This is a genomic window from Rothia sp. HMSC069C01, assembly GCF_001814655.1.
GTDB classification, from domain to species: domain Bacteria; phylum Actinomycetota; class Actinomycetes; order Actinomycetales; family Micrococcaceae; genus Rothia; species Rothia dentocariosa.
Genome location: NZ_KV817398.1, coordinates 34,420 through 52,095 on the forward strand (window position 1 = coordinate 34,420; position 17,676 = coordinate 52,095).

The 17,676-nt window shown below is 54.1% G+C and carries 15 protein-coding genes; 10 read left to right on the top strand and 5 right to left on the bottom strand.

The features are described from left to right. The 3 genes from HMPREF2981_RS06530 to HMPREF2981_RS06540 all read right to left on the bottom strand — a co-directional run. Nucleotides 1–643: hypothetical protein (locus HMPREF2981_RS06530; protein ID WP_070661794.1), on the bottom strand; the 643-nt coding region annotated here is incomplete at its 3' end. A 173-nt stretch (nt 644–816) separates the two neighbouring features. Continuing rightward, nucleotides 817–2,208, bottom strand: coding sequence for a CoA-disulfide reductase (locus HMPREF2981_RS06535; RefSeq protein ID WP_246825354.1), 1,392 nt, complete (start codon nt 2,206–2,208; stop codon nt 817–819). Nucleotides 2,209–2,533: 325 nt separating this feature from the next. Then, nucleotides 2,534–4,099 carry an MFS transporter gene (locus HMPREF2981_RS06540; protein WP_070661843.1) on the bottom strand — a complete coding sequence of 522 codons (1,566 nt, stop codon included), beginning with the start codon at nt 4,097–4,099 and terminating at the stop codon, nt 2,534–2,536. A gap of 193 nt (nt 4,100–4,292) precedes the next feature. Here HMPREF2981_RS06540 and HMPREF2981_RS06545 point away from each other — a divergent pair, with 193 nt between their 5' ends. After that, nucleotides 4,293–4,883 (top strand): TetR/AcrR family transcriptional regulator, encoded by a 591-nt coding sequence (locus HMPREF2981_RS06545; protein WP_070627106.1) that lies wholly within the window; start codon nt 4,293–4,295, stop codon nt 4,881–4,883. Between the two features lie 116 nt (nt 4,884–4,999). Here HMPREF2981_RS06545 and HMPREF2981_RS06550 read toward each other — a convergent pair whose 3' ends face one another. After that, nucleotides 5,000–5,485, bottom strand: a complete 486-nt coding sequence (locus HMPREF2981_RS06550) for an SRPBCC family protein (protein WP_070661799.1) — start codon at nt 5,483–5,485, stop codon at nt 5,000–5,002. Between the two features lie 187 nt (nt 5,486–5,672). On the opposite strand from HMPREF2981_RS06550, the gene HMPREF2981_RS06555 reads away from it, so the two are divergent. The 8 genes from HMPREF2981_RS06555 to HMPREF2981_RS06590 all read left to right on the top strand — a co-directional run bounded on the left by HMPREF2981_RS06555 (nt 5,673) and on the right by HMPREF2981_RS06590 (nt 14,527). Continuing rightward, nucleotides 5,673–5,996: a putative quinol monooxygenase gene (locus tag HMPREF2981_RS06555; protein WP_004006339.1), complete on the top strand. Its 324-nt coding sequence runs from the start codon at nt 5,673–5,675 to the stop codon at nt 5,994–5,996. 129 nt (nt 5,997–6,125) lie between these two features. Beyond that, nucleotides 6,126–6,929, top strand: coding sequence for an NUDIX hydrolase (locus HMPREF2981_RS06560; protein ID WP_004006338.1), 804 nt, complete (start codon nt 6,126–6,128; stop codon nt 6,927–6,929). A 493-nt stretch (nt 6,930–7,422) separates the two neighbouring features. Beyond that, nucleotides 7,423–8,064 (top strand): MmpS family transport accessory protein, encoded by a 642-nt coding sequence (locus HMPREF2981_RS11100; RefSeq protein WP_246822536.1) that lies wholly within the window; start codon nt 7,423–7,425, stop codon nt 8,062–8,064. A 107-nt stretch (nt 8,065–8,171) separates the two neighbouring features. Then, entirely contained in the window at nt 8,172–8,636 is a 465-nt protein-coding gene (locus HMPREF2981_RS06570; protein WP_070448444.1) for an MmpS family transport accessory protein, read from the top strand. A 258-nt stretch (nt 8,637–8,894) separates the two neighbouring features. Then, nucleotides 8,895–9,494: a class I SAM-dependent methyltransferase gene (locus tag HMPREF2981_RS06575; RefSeq protein WP_246825356.1), complete on the top strand. Its 600-nt coding sequence runs from the start codon at nt 8,895–8,897 to the stop codon at nt 9,492–9,494. Nucleotides 9,495–9,928: 434 nt separating this feature from the next. Further along, nucleotides 9,929–11,695: an ABC-F family ATP-binding cassette domain-containing protein gene (locus HMPREF2981_RS06580; protein ID WP_070661805.1), complete on the top strand. Its 1,767-nt coding sequence runs from the start codon at nt 9,929–9,931 to the stop codon at nt 11,693–11,695. A gap of 229 nt (nt 11,696–11,924) precedes the next feature. Further along, nucleotides 11,925–12,761, top strand: a complete 837-nt coding sequence (locus tag HMPREF2981_RS06585) for a bifunctional transcriptional activator/DNA repair enzyme AdaA (RefSeq protein WP_070661808.1) — start codon at nt 11,925–11,927, stop codon at nt 12,759–12,761. Nucleotides 12,762–13,054: 293 nt separating this feature from the next. Continuing rightward, a complete protein-coding gene (locus HMPREF2981_RS06590; protein WP_070661811.1) occupies nt 13,055–14,527 on the top strand; it encodes an RNA-binding domain-containing protein in 1,473 nt (490 codons plus the stop codon). A 121-nt stretch (nt 14,528–14,648) separates the two neighbouring features. On the opposite strand, the gene HMPREF2981_RS06595 is transcribed toward HMPREF2981_RS06590, so the two are convergent. Beyond that, nucleotides 14,649–15,278 (bottom strand): superoxide dismutase, encoded by a 630-nt coding sequence (locus HMPREF2981_RS06595; RefSeq protein ID WP_048780277.1) that lies wholly within the window; start codon nt 15,276–15,278, stop codon nt 14,649–14,651. A 1,694-nt stretch (nt 15,279–16,972) separates the two neighbouring features. Between HMPREF2981_RS06595 and HMPREF2981_RS06600 the strand changes: the two genes are divergently transcribed. Beyond that, complete coding sequence (locus HMPREF2981_RS06600; protein WP_070619724.1) at nt 16,973–17,515, top strand: MarR family winged helix-turn-helix transcriptional regulator; 543 nt, start codon at nt 16,973–16,975, stop codon at nt 17,513–17,515. The last annotated feature ends 161 nt before the right edge of the window (nt 17,516–17,676 follow it).

Sequence of the window (17,676 nt, forward strand, 5' to 3'; positions counted from 1 at the left end):
GCTGCCAAGGAATTTCTACAATCGGATCTTCATGATGCTTCTTCAAGGATTCTGATTCATCACCCACCTCGTGTATCCTTCCCTGAGAACTGTGTAGAGCATCATCATATATTCGAGGTTTAGCGACAGTGACTCCCTTGTCCTGAAAATCATGCGGAGAGTTTTTCTTGATCACACTCATCGCAACGATCATAAAAATGCTCATGATTGCTTCAAGAACGCAGGCACCTATAAACCACCATAATGGTCGAACATCGGCATTTGGAGCCGTCACCTCCATCACGAACCATGTATAAAAAGCACCAATAGGCGCAACAATCATCAGGCTATAAATGTTGCTTCCTAAAATCCAAGCGATCTGAGTTTCTTTCTCTGTCCGTGACCATGCCGCAGCCTGCAAAACAAAATACAAACCAAAAGGCAAGAAAAGGATTATCCCTAGAGGATTAGAGAGCAATGGCAGTAACGGCACTACCAATATGAGCTCAAGAGCAGTCCTGATAATCTGTACAGTTATAAGGCTAGGAGGAAACAAATTCTGCTTCTCAGCCGAATCCGTTTCAGATTCTTTCTCTATCTCATGAACATCTTGAGCCTGGATCGTTCCATGCTCAGGTTTTGGAAGGTTCTCATCAATAGTCATGGCTTCACCCTAAGCTTATAGCCTGGGTATTCTGTGAAAGCTCCCTGAATATTCTCAAAAAATAATACTTTTAAATTTATCTGATACTAAAAAGGCTCTTTATTTATATAAAGCAATATTTCTAACGCTTTATTGAAATAAAGAGCCTTTTTTACACCAGGGATATGTGTGTATTACTCAGACGAACCTTCCGATGCCGACTTCGGGGAATCTGCACGAGCACCATCAGCGGCACTATCTATGTCATACGTTTCTGCCGAGCCAGCATCCCCGGCGCCCGCATTCTTCTGCGACTTCTGCCCCTGCTCTCTGCGAACCTGAACCAGCGGAATCTGCCCGGTGCTGAGGTCCTCAACCAATTCATCGGTCAGAGTCGGGCCGTTCACCACTTGAGGCTGCGAAGCTGCCGCGGAATCAGCCTCCGAGGCATCATTCGCCGCATCGTCAGGGTGCTCGGTGTAGAGGGGCACCGCATCCGTCGCCGGTTCAGCCTGCATAAGCACCCGACCCTTCTTGCGCTTGCGCCTAAAACGCTTTTTCTTGCCCGGCTTGAGCTCATGAAGCTGCACGTCAATCCCGGACGCAGTTGCCCCCGCACCCTTCGGCGGTTTACGTTCCAGGGTGTAGATAACGCGTGCAGGCTTCGGTTCCATGCCGATTTTGGCGCGCATCCAGTTAATGATGCGGTCAAGCCAGTTGTAGTCTGCGGTCGCCTCAACTACCTGGTGGTTACGCGGAATCATGCCCACATCGCTGAGCACGCGCGGATATTCATCAATCTCTTGAATGCCCGCCATGTACATGTTCTCGCGGAACTGCTGCGCGAACTCGTGCTGCCCAATAAAAAGCAGGTCAGAGTAGGTTTTCGCGGTCAGCCGCTCGGTGTATGCCTGCACGGAATCGCGGCTGCCTCGCTTGGCGCCGTAGGTGTCCCAGAAATAGAAATACACGTTATTGGCGATAATCGCCGAACGAATCTTGTTTTGTAGGTACCAGAGCCCGCCAACGGCGAGAAGCCCAATAATGATAATGACGAGCGAGCCAACCGGAATTGAATAGTCCACATAACTACCACCGCTGCGGGTTACAAACATGCGGTACAAATACGCACCGAACGAGATCAACACCGGAATACCCAAGAAAATGATGGCTATCGGAATCCAAATAAATGCGAAAAGCCACAGAATAAGACGATAGTAAATAATGGAATCGCCAAACCCGATGGGGGTAGGCTTTACGGGAGAATGCGCGCGTTTCATCAGCAAGTTGAATAGGCGGTTATTCTCGATACCGACCTTACGCAGCTTCGATTCGAGCGACGCACGCTTGAGGAAAACCCGGTAATTTTCAAGGATCTCGCGCTGTTCGGCGGTAAGTTCATCCTCGGGCGGCAGGTCGCCAATATCGATTCCCGCTTCCGCAAGCAATTTGCTCCACAGCTCTAAGCGGGCAAGCTCCGAGGGTTTGGCTTGGGTTTGTGATTGGTAGTTTTTATAGGAGATGAAAATGGTACTGGCGCCGATGGCGAGCGTGACCATAGGCGCCATCCAGTCTTTAATATCCACGTGGTTATCCTCCCGGCGCGCGGCGACTGTAGCGACTGCCCTTGTGCGCATCCTAGTAGCCTGAATGCGCGTATGCGGCGGCAAAGAACGCGTAAGCTGACGCGGCACCTACTCGCTGAAGCTGGTACTTCTACCGTAACATCTGAGCTTCTTCCTGCCGCGTTCATTTGGTTTCCATGTAAAATTTCCTTCCCTGAATTATGGGTCTTCTGCGGTCTTTCCGGCGCCTACTTCCGCGCTAAAAGAGCCTTGATGTGAATAAAGAGTGTTTTCGCCGCTTTATTCGCATCAAGGCTCTTTTTAGCAATGAAACTGGAGTTCCGTCCTAGTGCTCTGCTTTCTCCAGTTCGGCGGGTGCCGAGCGGAGCATCCGGTAGGTGAAGACCGACAGCACCGCCAGAAGTACGGCGCTAAAGGTTGCGGTTACCAGCACGCCCGAATCGAACGCGGCATGCGCCGAATGCAGCAGCTCGGCACTTAGATCCGAGGGAAGCTGCCCGGCAACTGCGGTCGCGCCGCCGAGGGTTTCGCCCGCCGCATGGGCCGCATCCGCATTAAGACCGGCGGGAACCGTCACCTGTGCACGGTAAATTGCGGTCAGCATGCCGCCGATCACCACGGTACCCAGCACGGTGCCGAACTCGTAGGCGGTCTCAGAAATCGCTGACGCAGCACCCGCCTTATTCGCCGGAACGCTAGAAAGAATTAGGTCATTCGAGATGGTCTGAGCCGCACCCACGCTCAAGCCTAAGAACATGAAGGAAAGCATGAGCAGAAGGTCGTTGCGCGAACCGAAGAACACCACAAACACGTACCCGAGGGCACCCAAGGCAAGCCCTGAAGACACAATCACCGCCGGGTGGAACCGCGAAACGAGCTTAGCGGCGTACAGGCCCGCAACAATGGTGCACGCCAGCCCGGGAATTAGGAACAGACCCGCCTGCATGGGAGAGTACCCCGAAACTAGCTGCAAATGCTGCGAGACGAAGAGCAGGAACCCAACATCTACGAACATGGCGAACAGGTTCGCCAGAATCCCACCGGTGAACACGGTGTTTTTGAAGAGGCGAACATCGAGCATGGGGGTGGTTCCCGCACACCCGCGGCGCAACTGACGACGCACGAAGAAGAAACCGAATACGGCGCCAATAAGGGCGGTACTGAGTGCGAGCGCATCCACGCCCGCTTCGGAAATATGGGTGAGTCCGAAGGTTATGCCGATCATGGCGATCATAATCAGTAGGATGCTCACCATATCGAGCGGGCCGGGGTTTGGATCTTTCGATTCGGGCACGGTCATGGGTGCGAGCACGAGGAACGGTACGAGTACGGGTACCGCCATAAGGAACACCGATCCCCACCAGAAATGACTCAGCAGGAATCCGCCCACGATAGGGCCGAGCGCTGCACCGGCGGAGAAGCCTGCCGCCCACACGGCGATTGCGGTGCGGCGTTCTTTCGGGTCACGGAAGATGTTGCGAATGAGTGAGAGCGTGGCGGGCATGAGCATGGCGCCGAAGAACCCGAGTACGGCGCGGGCGATGACAAGCAACAGGGCGGTGGGTGCGAATGCGGCGAGTGCCGAGATAACTGCAAACCCGACGGAACCGATCAGCAGGATTTTACGCCGCCCGATGCGGTCCCCCAGGCTTCCCATAGGCACGAGCAGCCCTGCGAGCACGAGCGAGTAGGCGTCTACGATCCAGAGTTGCTCGCTGGAAGATGGTTCGAGCGCCTGCGCGATTGAGGGCACGGCGAATGCGAGCACGGTGTTATCGACCGAGACAAGCAGCACCGGCAGCATGAGCACGGTCAAGGCAATCCACCGTTTGATTTTCTGATCGGGCGCGTGAATAGGCAGCGCCTCGGTGACGGGGTATGAGTTGTTCATCGTTGTGTTCACACGCATCTGGGAGTTTTCGGCACTTGCGGCAGATGCGCCGGGCGGCAAGTGCTCATAGTCCGCAGAGGGGTTGCTGCTAGAGGCTTTGCTTGGGGTAGTAAGGATGCGCCGCGCAGACAACCACGGACACACTAACTATACCAACTAGACGGTAAAGTTTCTAATCCGTAGAATGGTGATTATGACTACCCCAGCCAGCGCATCCGAACCCCGTGCGACCCGCGCCAACAACTCGCGCGAGCAGATTCTAGACGCTTATGAACATCTGCTGGTACAGGCCGGTGAACGTGCCACCACCCTTGATGCGGTCGCCGCCCAAGCGAAAGTTTCTAAAGGTGGGCTGCTCTATCATTTCGGCTCGAAAAAGGCGCTCTTTCAGGCGCTTTTAGACCGCACCCGCACCTACGCAGACGAAGACCTTGAGAAGATGCGCGCCGCACCCGAGGGGGCCAGTGCCTATTACATCAACACCTCAACCTTTCAGGGCACCCCATTCGATATATGCCTGGTTGCCCTCTCACGGTTGGCGCAGGATAAGAACCCGGCGGCACGCGAACTCATGGACGAGATTCAGGGGCAGTGGTATGAGCTGATTCGCGCGGAGATTGGGGACGATAAGATGGCGCGCACCGTGCTTTTACTGGGGGACGGCATGTATTACAGTGCGGCGTTTGCGGGAGGCATGGCGAACCCGGCGGCGCGCAAACGCATCAAGGCTGATCGGGATATTCTGCTGGATGTGCTCGACATTCTCAGGCGCGCAGCGCGGTAGTGTTTCGTATCGGCATAACACCGCGAGCAGATAGTATTTCGACGAGCAGGTAACGGATTGCTATCTTTTCGTCGAAATACTATCTGCTCGCAGGGAAGAAGCAGACAAGAAAAACCCTACTTCTCAAAGGTGCGATGCAGTTTCGCCAGCGACAGCGCAATATTACGGCGGTTACGCGCGAACGCACCAAATGTACGGAATACGGGCACAGCGGGAATGAACCCAAAAATTTTCGCTTCGGAAGCATCCCAGGTTTCACGCACGGTCACGGTGCCGTCGTGGTTATCTGCGATCTCCCAGGTCCAGTAGTGGTCGGCAGGCATGCGCCAGGAGAGGATCTGGTTCTTCTCGGCGCGCACGACCGTAGGAGACATGCGGTATGGGATGCCCAGGAACATTTTTTCGGTGAATGTATCGCCTTCGCGCAGTTCGGGGGTGTCGCCGGATACCAGCCCACGCACCGAACCGCCTCCGTCAAGCTCGGTATGGCGGGCGGGGTCGGCAATTAGGGCGTACACATCACTCGCCGCCGCCCGCAGAGTAGTTTCGGCGGAGATCATGGCGGGATCCGTCTCAAGGAACTTTATCTGTGCAGTAGTCATACCTTTAACCCTACGCCCGTGAACACCCCACGACTAGCCGCGAGCAGGTGGTTTTTGGCCCGAGGAGGTTGGAAAATCCTACCTTGTCGGCGGAATCCGACCTGCTCGCGCGTTAGAGCCTCTGCCCGCGCGAGTGCATCCTGTGAAAGAATAGAAGTGTTCCGCATCTTGCGTATTAGGAGTCGTCATGATTTTTATTGTTGTGAAATTTCCCGTCAAGCCCGAATACACCGAAAAATGGCTGGATTTAACCCGCGACTTCACCGAGGCAACCCGTGCCGAACCCGGCAACAAGTGGTTTGAGTGGTCGCGCAGCGTTGAGGATCCGAACGAGTTCGTGCTGGTGGAGGCGTTCGAGGACGACGGCGCGGCGGCTCATGTGAACTCCGCGCATTTCGCCCAAGCCATAGCCGATATGCGCCCGGCTCTGCGCGAGACTCCGAAGATTATCTCCCGCCAAATTGACGGTGACGGATGGGACGCTATGGGCGAGCTGAACATCGAGAATTAGCCGCTTTACCTCAAGAGTCCAACCATGCAGCGCGTGTATCCGTCGGATGCGCGCGCCGTAAGTCGTGTAACGCCGTTTTTACCCTTAAAATGGTTATAGGGCACACAAAAATAAGTACAGGAGTCATGGATGAACTCATCACCACATTACGCAGCTGAGGTCCCCGAAGAGCACGAGGCCGACCACAGTTCGGTTTCGTTAGCGGTTTCTACCGTGATTCTTGCATTACGCCACAAAAAGAATAGTGCGCGCCCAAGTCTTTGGCTCCCGCTGGTGCGCCGCCTGCGCGAGCCTTATAAGGGTCAGTGGGCGCTTCCCGGCGGTCCCTTGCAGTCCCAGCAGTCCCTAGAGCAGGCGGCGGGGTACACGCTCAAGCGCGCGACCGGTCTTGAGCCTGGGTATTTGGAACAGCTGTATGCGTTCGGTGATGTTTTGCGTGCCCCGGAGGCGCGTGCGGCGCGCATCAACGGCACGCCGGTTCCGGCACCTGGGGCGGATCATGAGCGTGTGGTTTCGGTAGTTTATTGGGCTTCGATCCCGGCGACCGAGGTTTCGCAGACTCGCGTGCACGAAAATATTCGCTGGTTCCCGGTAGATGAGCTTCCCGAGCTGGCTTTCGACCACAACGAGATTGTGGAGTACGCCCTGTACCGCCTGCAGAATAAGGTTGAATATTCGCGTATTGCGCACTCGTTCTTGGGCGATGAGTTTACGTTGGCACAGCTGCGTGAGGTGTACGAGGCAATTCTCGGCCGCCCGCTGGATCCCGCGAATTTCCGCCGCCAGATTGCAGCCTCGAAATCGATTATTGATACCGGCCGGCGTATTGAAGGTACCCGCCACCGCCCGCCGCGCCTGTACCGCTACAACACGGCGCAGGCTTATGCGGATGCGGGCCCGCTGGGCATGTACCGCGAGCGCCGCGAGTCTTAGACGAGTTCCGGGAGCGACAAGTTGCGTCGCTCAGGGGTCGTTATTTTGATCGCGTGAAGTACTGGTACCACGTTTAAAAACTGGTGGAATACTCAGACACTCTAAATCCGGGAGTGTTTTCTTCATACGCTGAGGGACGTTATTCCGAGCGCGCGAGGGAATAAATAACGTTCTGAAGCTGGCGAGGTAACGAGCCAGGTTTAACTGCTCCTGCATGAAGAAAACGCCCCCGTTTTTGTACTCTCCACGTCATGACGTCTCGGTCAGCAGAAAATCCTGCATTAAGAATCCTTGTTACTGTGGCAAATCTGCGGTGATTGACAGAGAAGAGCCCTCAGACATTAAGTTTTGATATCTACACATAAATAACAAAGCCAGACATGAAAAATTTTCTGTGAGCTTCTTACTAAAGCACAGTGTCAAGACAAGTTCAGCGGTATATCGGCTTTTTCAGACATAGAATCCTCACATCAGACATGAAAAGTTTTTTCTGATGAATAATTTTCGTAGATGGAGTATTATATTTTTTGTTCTCTGCGTAGAACAGGAATACACCATGGAAGGCACCCCTTACAATAACCAACCTTCACTCGCTAAACCCAATGAAAATAAAGCAGGAACCTACACACTCATAGGTTGCCTGGGCTGTGCTGGGCTGTTGGCTCTTGGCCTGGTATTTGTTGGAGTGATAGCCCTCATTGGCGCATCGTCTCCCAGCAGGCCAGCATCGGCAAGCCCCTCTGCTGTTGCTTCTTCTCACATGCCCGAAGAAGCAACCCCAGAAAGCACTGCCGCGCAACCTCCCGCCGAAGAAAAGAAAGAAGAACCGCCACAAAACACTCACACAACCACAAAGAAAAATACGCGTACTGTGACCATTGAAGCTACTGCGTCAGGCTCTGGAAATGCATCCTACGGAGGTTCAGGGTCGCATAACACCGCAAAATTTGAAAATTCATGGTCATATACCGAAGAAATCAGTAAGAGCGACTATTACGCTGTTTCTGTCAGCGGAGACATTTTCAACTCTGATGATTCACAGGTCGTCACCTGCAAACTCATAATTGACGGCAAAGTTAAATCAGAGAAAAGTGCCACCGGTAAATATGGCAGCGCTTATTGCTCTACGTTATAACCATCGAATAGACAAACTCATCACGCAGAGATCTATAATTACTGCGGTACCAATGGCCGGTACCGTTATCACACAAATTACTTACAACTATTTCTAAGGAAACACTGATGTCTCAACCTTCCGCACCTCAATACCCCATGCCCGAACCCAAGAAAAAACCTAAATGGCCTTGGTTTCTTGGTGGCGGCTGCCTGGTCATTCTCCTCATTTTTGCAGGATGCTCAGCGCTAGTTTTTGCTGGCGCAAAATCTGCGTCAGATTCCATTAGTTCTGCGTCAGCCCATGCAGACGAGGATATCAAAGTTGAGCTAGTAGCGACCTCCACCGGCGAAGGACACGTGACATATGGCACACTAGGGTCTACAAGCAGCGCAGATTTTAACGGCGAATGGAAGCAAGAAGATCAGACTAAGCGCAAAGACGGTTATAACCTCCACGTCAGTTCCACCGAAGACGGCGTAGAAGTAACGTGCAAGATCATCGTTAACGGCGAAGTTAAAGATGAGCAGAAGGCTACAGGAGACGGATACTCCAGCGCCGATTGCCACCTTTCCGCAGATTTCGGGTACTAAGATAATTAATTTCTCAGGCTCGCCACAATAAAGCTGTCCCAGCTACCGGGACTTATTAGTAAGTAACAGTAGCTCATGGCAAATCAGAGCTCCGGCATCTTTGAAGGTGCCGGAGCTCGATTTTTATGAGAGTGCAAGCAGAACTTACGAGGCAGTTTGCCCAAAGTCAGCCTCGCGCCAGCAGGCACAAATATGTAAATATAAAGCTACCTGCGTATATACGCGTTCTGCAGCCTCAACGTGGAAAGGGATCGCCTAGTGACAGTCAGCAGCAGGTATGGGGCGCGGGCGGCGGAATATTGTGAGGCGCTGGGGTCGCTCGATCAGATGGAACCGACTGATATTGCCCTAATCAAGTCGTGGGGCGCATCCGTGCCAGGCAGTATTCTTGATGCCGGATGCGGCCCCGGGCATTGGGCGCGCCTGCTCGCCTCCGCAGACCGATCCGTCACCGGCATAGATGTAACCCCCGAATTTATTGCCCATGCCCGCGCCGCCTCTAGCGCCCCAAACCTTAGCTTCGAGGTCATGGATATGGCACACACGCCCTATACTGACGGGTCTTTCGCGGGAATTCTCGCCTGGTATTCGCTTATTCACACGCCGCCAGCTCACCTTACCGGCACACTCACCGAGTTCTATCGGCTGTTGCTTCCGGGAGGATGCCTTCTTCTAGGGATGTTTCTGGGCGAACACGGCTTGCCCTTCGCGCACGCCGTGACAACCGCCTATTATGTGAGCGTTCCAGAGTTTTCCGCGCTGTGCGAGAAGGCCGGGTTTACGGTGGAAGAAGTTCACACCCGCCGCGCTGGGCGGCACCGCGACCACCTGGCGATAGTGGCGCGCAAGCCAGAGTGATACAGAAGTGCTGATGTCGACAGGGGAGTTCCGGGAGCGTTTTCTTCATTTGGGAGCACTTTAACTGCTCCCAAATGAAGAAAACGCTCCCGCTCGCGAGTATCCCGGTCGAAACAGAGATTAATGCGCCCCATGATTGACAGGCGCTATCGCCACTCCCTACACTAGAGGTTATCCGGGTCACATTCCGGATTGTCCCTATCTATTCCACCGAGGCGCACGGAAGCGCATCGGCACACGAGGAGGCACCAGCACATGAGCGGCTCCCGAGCATAGCCCGGATCAAAACACCAGGTCAGAGCGCTTTTATGCGCCCACCCCACTACCCGGGCTTACGTGTATCTACACACCATGCTCGGGTTTTTTCATGCCCTCACACCTAACGCGCGCTGCGATGGCAGGGATCCGAGCACCGACTCGAAGGAACTCGGCCCATGCCACACCACATTACACTCGACCATATTTCGTATGCGCATCCGGGTGAACCCCCGCTTTTCATCGACCTCTCCGCCGTATTTTCCGCGCCACTCACCGGGCTTATCGGCGATAACGGCACCGGGAAAACTACCCTCTTCAGGCTTATTCTTGGCGAGATAAAGCCTAGTCACGGCATAATCAGCGCCCCGCCGCGCATAGCGTATCTGCCGCAAGATTTGGGGTTGAGCGAGCATCAGCATCTTGCCGATATTTTTGGAATTACAAAAATTCTGCGGGCGCTCGATGCGCTGGAATCGGGCAACTACTCCCCCGACCTTTATGACGTTATCGGCGACGCCTGGGATATTGAAGAGCGCACTCTCGCGACCCTTGCCGAGTACGGTTTTGCCCCTGCGCTCACCACGGATGCCGCCGACCCGCACGCCATTCGCAGCCTTCTGATGCGCCCCCTTAGCACCTTTTCGGGCGGTCAGACGGTCACTGCCGCGCTCACCGCGCTTCTGCGCTCGAACCCCGAGTTTATTCTGCTGGATGAGCCCACGAATAACCTGGATTCTGCCGCGAAGAGTCGGCTTTTTGCGGCTCTTGAAACCCTCGCCTGCCCGGCGCTTATCATCAGCCACGACCGCGATCTGCTCGCACACATGAACGTGATCGCCGAGCTGCACGCCGACCGTGAGGGGCGGGCGCATCTGCGCACATATGAGGGCAACTACGACACCTACCGGGCGGCGCGGAAGGCCGAGGAGAGTGCCGCGCATCGCCGCGTGAACGAGGCGAAAAATGAGGTGCGCAAGGCGAAGAAAGAATGGATTCGTGCCCATGAAGTTATATCACGCAATACCTCCCATGTTTGGAAAGACGACCAACCAGATACGATTCGAGCTCTTGCTAAAGACGCCTCGCGCCAAGCAGCAAACAAGCTACGCGGAACCCGTAGCTTAGACCTTTCCAAGACACAGTCTATCTATGAAGAAGCCCAAGAGAACCTGCGCGTGCAGGAGAGTATCTACCTGGAATTCGCTCAGGATGCACTCCCGGCGGGGCGGCAGGTGCTGGAATTACAACGGGTGGGGAAAGACTCTTGCGTGTCTGCGCAACAGAGTGCCGAATTTAAGAATGTAAACACCCAAAATACCGTTTCACATGAAACGCAACCTTATGAAGTTGATTATTCGTCCCGCAGCCAAGACTTTCCCGAGGCTCTTATCCTGACCGGGCCCGAACATTTGCGCATCACGGGAGCAAACGGCAGCGGCAAGACCGTGCTTCTCAACGCGATAGCGCACGCGAATGACCCCGACTACCGCTCCCCCGTGCCGCCTGCTTACCGGGTGCTTTACCGTCTGGGCAACGCCGCGTATCTGCCGCAGCGCATCACGCTTGACCCTGAACGCACCCTCCTTGAAACCGTGCAGCTGGCGAACCCGGGGGCGAGCGAACAGCATCTTCGCGATCAACTGGCGCGGCTGCTGTTCAGGCGCGAGAGCGTGCATCAGCGTATTGGGGAGCTTTCCGGGGGTGAACGTTTTCGTGCCGCGCTGGCGACAGTTCTGCTCACTGACCCGGTGCCGCAGCTTCTTCTGTTGGATGAGCCCACGAATAACCTAGATATTTCGTCGGTGGATTGGCTGGTACAGGCGCTCGATGCCTATACCGGCGCGTTGATCATCGTTAGCCACGATGAGGATTTTTGCGAGCGCATCCGTATCGACCGCACGCTCAGCATTTCGGCAAAGACCCTCAGGGAGGCACCGTGCTAAACATTCTTCGTTCTATTCCGTGGGCATTCCGTATAACTCTTCGCTTCACAGACAGGGTGACTAATCGGCCACTTCAGCCAACCCCACAAATCCGGGAGAAGTTTCTTATTCCGGAGCGATGAGAATATTCCCGCTTCTACGCCTCCCGCGCACAAGGTCAAGAATCGGGTCGTTTTCCACCCGGAACATCCGTATTCTCTAGTGTTAAGACCTTGAACTAGGAGAATCTTTGAGCATCACAGACCCGATCGAGCAGACCGTCCAGTTCGGGCGCATAGCCGCCGCTATCGAGTACCTATATGACCACGCCGCAGATCAGCCCACGCTCGCGCAGGTATCCCAAGCGGTTCATGTGAGCCCCGAATACCTGCAGCGGCAGTTCCAGCAGTTGGCGGGGGTGAGCCCCAAGAAAATGCTGCAGCATATCAGCCTTGAACGGGCGAAGGCGGCGCTCGCTGGGCAGCAGAGCACGCTCGATGCGGCCTGGTCGAGCGGGTTCAGCGGCACGGGGCGCCTGCACGATGCGTTCGTCACCATTGAGGGCATGACCCCCGGCGAGTACAAGAACGGCGGGGCGAACCTGCGCATCGTCTGGCGTTACGCAGCGTCCCCTTTCGGCATGGTGCTGATCGCCGCAACGGATAAAGGCATATGTCATATGGCCTTCGCCGATAACCCGGATGCGGCTCTTAAGAACCTGCGCGCCGAATACCCGAATGCGCAGCTGCATGAGGGCGAGCATCCTTTTCACGAGCAGGCGTTAAGTATTTTCGGTGGAGGCGGGGAGCGCATCGCCCTGCATTTGAAGGGTACGCCGTTTCAGGTGCAGGTGTGGCGTGCACTTTTGAATATTCCGCAGGGGTCCGTGCAAAGTTATGGGTCTGTGGCTGGGAGTATTGGCCGCCCCCGTGCCGCCCGTGCCGTGGGAACCGCTGTGGGGCACAACCCGGTGGCGCTGATTATTCCCTGCCACCGAGTGATTCGTGAGAGCGGCGTAATCGGGGATTACCGTTGGGGTCGCGGCCGCAAAATGGTGCTTCTGGCCCAAGAACTCGGCGCGGCCTAGCGAACATCGATCCGTCCCAGTTTTACCCGCTTTTCCGCTTTCGAGAGCATCCCGCGAGTATGTGTGCCCCTTCGGAAGTCCACAAAATTCAAAGGGGACCCGTTTGACTCCCCGGTGAAAGTTACACAATTGCCATCGAGAGTTACATTTTTGTCACGTTCACTCGCGTTTTTCATGCCAAAGTGACAAAAAACCCGTCTGAAAGTTACATTTTGTCACCCAAAATCACCAGATTTGTAACTTTCAGCCCAGTCAGACGTCCACATTGTCACTCTCGGAGTTACAATATTTACATGTATACGCCTGAAGAAGTAACACAAACTCTGAATGAGCTACGCCTCCTCGGTCGGGATAGCCTGACCGTTGAGGTGAAGTCGGCGCATAACGGTTACCCGTCGTCCATTGCTGAGACTATCTGTAGCTTTGCCAACCTTCCTGACGGCGGCACCATCATATGCGGCGTGGACGAATCCCAAGATTTTGCTCCCGTGGGCGTTTACGATCTTGAAGATTTACGAGCGAAAATTATTGACGCCGCGCAGAATCTCAAACCCAAAATCGCGGTAGAAACCACCGATATGGTTCTGGGCGATCATCAGGTGCTCATCGTATCTGTTCCAGGGTTACCGATACAGGAACGCCCCTGCTTTAAAGGTAATGTGGCGTATCAACGCCTCGGAGACGGTGACTACCCGATGGATAGTTACGCGCTAAGCCTTATGTATGCCCAACGCCATAAACCACAGAATGACCTACGAAATATTCCTGGCACGTCCGTCAAAGATTTAGATGAGCCGTACACCGAGGACTTTCTGCGTCAGGTTCGCCTCTCCTCAGCACGTTTGCGGCATGACTCTGACCAGGAAATTCTGCACAAACGCAATGTTCTCACCACCGCGCAGAACGATTTAACCTTGGCCGGATTATGTGCTCTGGGGGATTATCCGCAGCAGTTTTATTCTGGGGCAAGTATTATCGGCGTAGTGTCTATGAGCGGTACAGCCCGTAATGATGACCGTTTTCGGGGCGAAGGCCCTATTCCTGCCATGCTTGAAGATGCGCTTGCCTGGCTTGTGCGTAATCTTAAAAACCGCACCGTAACAACCCCTGACGGGGCGGGTCTAATGGATGAACCCGAAATTCCTCTAGTGGCTCTGCGCGAATTCGTGGCAAATGCCCTTGTGCACCGCAGTTATGAGCAGGATGCTTCGGGAAAGTTCGTGCAGATTTTTATCAAGCGTGGCCGTGTTGAGATCATCAGCCCCGGTGGTTTTTGGGGTATTCTACCTAGTCAGGTTGGTCTTGTGCACCGCCCCGCGGCTGTGAATGAGGCACTGTACGCTATCTGTCAGAATATTCGTCTCAGCGACGGTCGCCGGCTCATTGAGGGAGAAGGCGGAGGTATTTTGGCGGCACAGCAGGCCTTACGCAATGCTGGTTTGCGCGAGGCTCGCATCCTTGATGAAGGTATTCAGGTACGCGTTATCATTTACCGATCCACCAACGATGCACAGTCCACACGGGAGCGACGGGCGGCACAGTCTTCCCAGCATGTTGACGTACCGCAGGAACTATCCGCCACAGAATCACAGGTGTATTCTGCCTTAGCGCAGAAGCCCGCTACGGTCACCGATCTCGTAGAAGATACCCAGTTAACCGCGCGGCAGGTTCGGTATGCGCTGCCCAAATTGGTCAAACGAGGCATGGCAAAGCAGCAAGCACGTTCAGGGCATCGCGGTTCTGTATACCGTCTCATCACCGTGTAGCCGCTAACCCATGAGTTCTATAGCGCAAAGCGGGTGCCCGGCGCCTCTTCTAACGAAGGCACCGGGCACCCGCCCGTATACGATACGCCCTGAGTGCGAGCGCATCGATAATCTTTGAGGACTACTCAGGAACAACCAGACCCTTGGTCTGCGACACTGCACGGGCGAAGCGCTCAGCGACATCTGCCCAGTTCACGATGTTCCAGAATGCCTTCACGTAGTCGCCCTTCACGTTCTGGTAGTCCAGGTAGAAGGCGTGCTCCCACATATCGAGCTGCAGAACGGGAATCAGTGCAACCGAGATGTTGCCCTGCTGGTCGTACAGCTGCTCAATGATGAGGCGCTTGCCCACGGTGTCCCAGGCGAGAATTGCCCAGCCGGAGCCCTGAATGGTGAGGGCAACGTTGGTGAAGTGCTCACGGAACTTATCGAAGGAACCGAAGAACTCGTCGATAGCCGCTGCGAGCTCGCCGGTGGGCTTGTCGCCGCCCTCGGGGGAAAGGTTCTTCCAGAAGATGGAGTGGTTGGTGTGACCACCCAGGTTGAAGGCAAGATCCTTGGACAGCTTGGAAACGTTGCCGTAGGAGCCGTTTGCGCGTGCTTCCTCAAGCTGCTCTAGGGCTGTGTTTGCGCCTGCAACATAGGCTGCATGGTGCTTATCGTGGTGCAGCTCCATGATCTTTGCGGAGATGTGGGGTTCGAGCGCCGCGTAGTCGTAGGGGAGCTCGGGAAGAGTGTACTTTTCAGCCATAGTTTATGCCCTTTCATTCAGAAGATGGCGTCGTTACAAGGTTACCAGCGTTTGCCTGCGAGTTCAGTGGGTTCTGGGCATTGTGCGGGGATGCTGTGCATTGCTGTGCATAGGGTGGAGAAAGTTTTCCACAGGGGTGGATAAACCCGTGGATTTTATTTCAAATTCATCACGATTTCGGAGTATTTGCCGGATTTTTGCGGGGTTCAGACCCGCAAATAACAGGTATGTAAGTTATCCACGCTGTGGATAAACTTTGTGGATAACCCATAATGATATTCTCTGTCGCGCATAGATAGCGACGATTTATGACGCCAAAAGCCGAAAATTAGTGTCGTTATGTTACGTGTAATTTTTACCGTATTCGCTGTGTTTTAGCGTCTTTTCGCCCATAAAAACTCACACGCTAGTACCGCATATAGTTTTCACAAGCAGAATTTAGTGTGTGCATAATGCACAACCTATTCTGTGGATAATGACCGGTGGAAATTGTTCACAAAGTTTTCCACAGGTGTGGAAAGTATCTGTTTAAAACTTGTCTCGACATCCTCAAAATTCTGGATGCGCCTACCGAAGATTTTCATAGCAGGGTTATTTTCGCGTATTTGCAGGGATTAACGGGCGCGTTCTAAGACACAGTGGGCGTAATGCGTGTGTGAGCCAGATTCCCTAATAACAGTCGTGTAAGTTCTCCACAGTGTGGAAAAGTACTGTGGATAAAACCTCGGGAGGATTCCAGGTGGGGTTATATCAGCCGCGCCCCTCCCTTAGAACACACATACATTGCCCCTGTCGTTCCGCGTCGTGAGAGAGGTGCCTTCACCCTGTGAATGTCAGAATGCGTAGGAACGCGACACGACGGGCGCATCCTGCTCTGATGGGGTATTAAGGTATGGATCTGGCGTACTGTGTGCGATCCGCACAGCCCACCATGCACCACGCCGTGCAGAAAGGCATGAAAAATCCCCCTAGACCGTGACCGTCGGGGGAAAAATTAATAGAAAACCCCCGAAATACCGGGGAAGTAGCGAGCATAGACGTCGCGCAACCCTTTTGATGTGCGCTTGCCCACCTATAAGGCATTCTTGCTAGTGTGGGCGAGGCACGTAGGGTCTTCTTAAAAAGAACGGCGCGGGAACCGCCCAACCACGAACAGTACCCGCACCGCACAACCGCCGGTAGAAATGCAGGTTACCTGCACACCGACGACAATCACCGATAAATAGAGAGTCGAACCCTGTCGGTTTGAGCTTCCGGTCTCGCCCCGCGGGCTTCTTTTTCGACCCCGTTATGCATACCAGTGTACACGCTTATTTATCATGTGCAAACCCAAATGGTATTTTTTCCCAAATTTTTTTAATCATTTTGTAATATTCCTGGCGAGTACTACCTAAGTAGCCTCAAAATTTTACCTTCTTTACGTGTAAAACCTTGAATTATCAAGTATTTTTTACAGGTAATCATTACAATGATTTCATTCGGGAAGCGCTATTTCCCGGGCATATTGCCGAAGACACGCCGACAATGGTGTGACGTATTTCGGACAAATTTGTGCCGTCAGTGTGTACTTTAAGGAAAGACATACCAAGTTTTGAGCAATATCTGAGGGTTTGCTGTCTTAACAAGTACAATGAACTTTACACACCTTATATATGCGCTCAGTTTAAAAGCTGGAGGTGCGAGGAGGAGCACTCATGCCCAAACAAGCAACCACCGTCTCTGGCGATCTTCCAGAGAAGGCGGAGCCCAAATGGCTAAATGAAGAAGAACGTGAGGGATGGCTGTTTATCAGCTCGATCATCTTCAACCTCACACGGCAGCTCGATAATCAGCTTCAGCAGGATGCCGATTTGAGCTATGTCGAGTACATGGTACTTGTTGGACTCTCAGAGTCAGAGGATCACGAGTTAACAATGACGCAGCTGGCGCTGGCCACAAACACTCTGCCGGCGCGTCTTTCGCGCGTGGTCGCCAGACTGGAGAAAGACGGGTACGTGTCCCGGTCACTCAGCGCCGAAGACCGCCGCGTCAGCATTTGCCATCTGCTTCCTCAGGGTTTGCAGAAGCTTCAGGATGCGGCACCCGGTCACGTAGCACAGGTACGTCACGAGATTTTCGACCACCTCACGGAAGATCAGGTGCGTGCTTTAGCTAATATCGGCGAAAGCATTCTGGGCGATACGCCTTCTAAACTTATTTCATCGTCGAGTTTGCGGCGCGGAAGTTACCCCGCCTAAGCCTGCACGAACGAATACACCCGGATTTTCCGAGGCTTGCGAGCACATCATAACGGTTCTGTTATTGGTGTGATAGACCGAGCTCAGGAACCCCTAAATACGCCTCCAGATTAGCCTTTTCTCTCTATACAGTGCTGATTCGGCCCTCTATGATGGGTTCG

Excerpts from the sequence above, each read along its gene's own strand:
- HMPREF2981_RS06580 (WP_070661805.1), top strand. The coding sequence starts at position 9,929 with ATGCCACACCACATTACACTCGACCATATTTCGTATGCGCATCCGGGT.
- HMPREF2981_RS06560 (WP_004006338.1), top strand. The coding sequence starts at position 6,126 with ATGAACTCATCACCACATTACGCAGCTGAGGTCCCCGAAGAGCACGAG.
- HMPREF2981_RS06540 (WP_070661843.1), bottom strand. The coding sequence starts at position 4,099 with ATGAACAACTCATACCCCGTCACCGAGGCGCTGCCTATTCACGCGCCC.
- HMPREF2981_RS06595 (WP_048780277.1), bottom strand. The coding sequence starts at position 15,278 with ATGGCTGAAAAGTACACTCTTCCCGAGCTCCCCTACGACTACGCGGCG.
- HMPREF2981_RS06590 (WP_070661811.1), top strand. The coding sequence starts at position 13,055 with ATGTATACGCCTGAAGAAGTAACACAAACTCTGAATGAGCTACGCCTC.
- HMPREF2981_RS06545 (WP_070627106.1), top strand. The coding sequence starts at position 4,293 with ATGACTACCCCAGCCAGCGCATCCGAACCCCGTGCGACCCGCGCCAAC.
- HMPREF2981_RS06550 (WP_070661799.1), bottom strand. The coding sequence starts at position 5,485 with ATGACTACTGCACAGATAAAGTTCCTTGAGACGGATCCCGCCATGATC.
- HMPREF2981_RS06600 (WP_070619724.1), top strand. The coding sequence starts at position 16,973 with ATGCCCAAACAAGCAACCACCGTCTCTGGCGATCTTCCAGAGAAGGCG.
- HMPREF2981_RS06570 (WP_070448444.1), top strand. The coding sequence starts at position 8,172 with ATGTCTCAACCTTCCGCACCTCAATACCCCATGCCCGAACCCAAGAAA.
- HMPREF2981_RS06555 (WP_004006339.1), top strand. The coding sequence starts at position 5,673 with ATGATTTTTATTGTTGTGAAATTTCCCGTCAAGCCCGAATACACCGAA.
- HMPREF2981_RS11100 (WP_246822536.1), top strand. The coding sequence starts at position 7,423 with ATGAATAATTTTCGTAGATGGAGTATTATATTTTTTGTTCTCTGCGTA.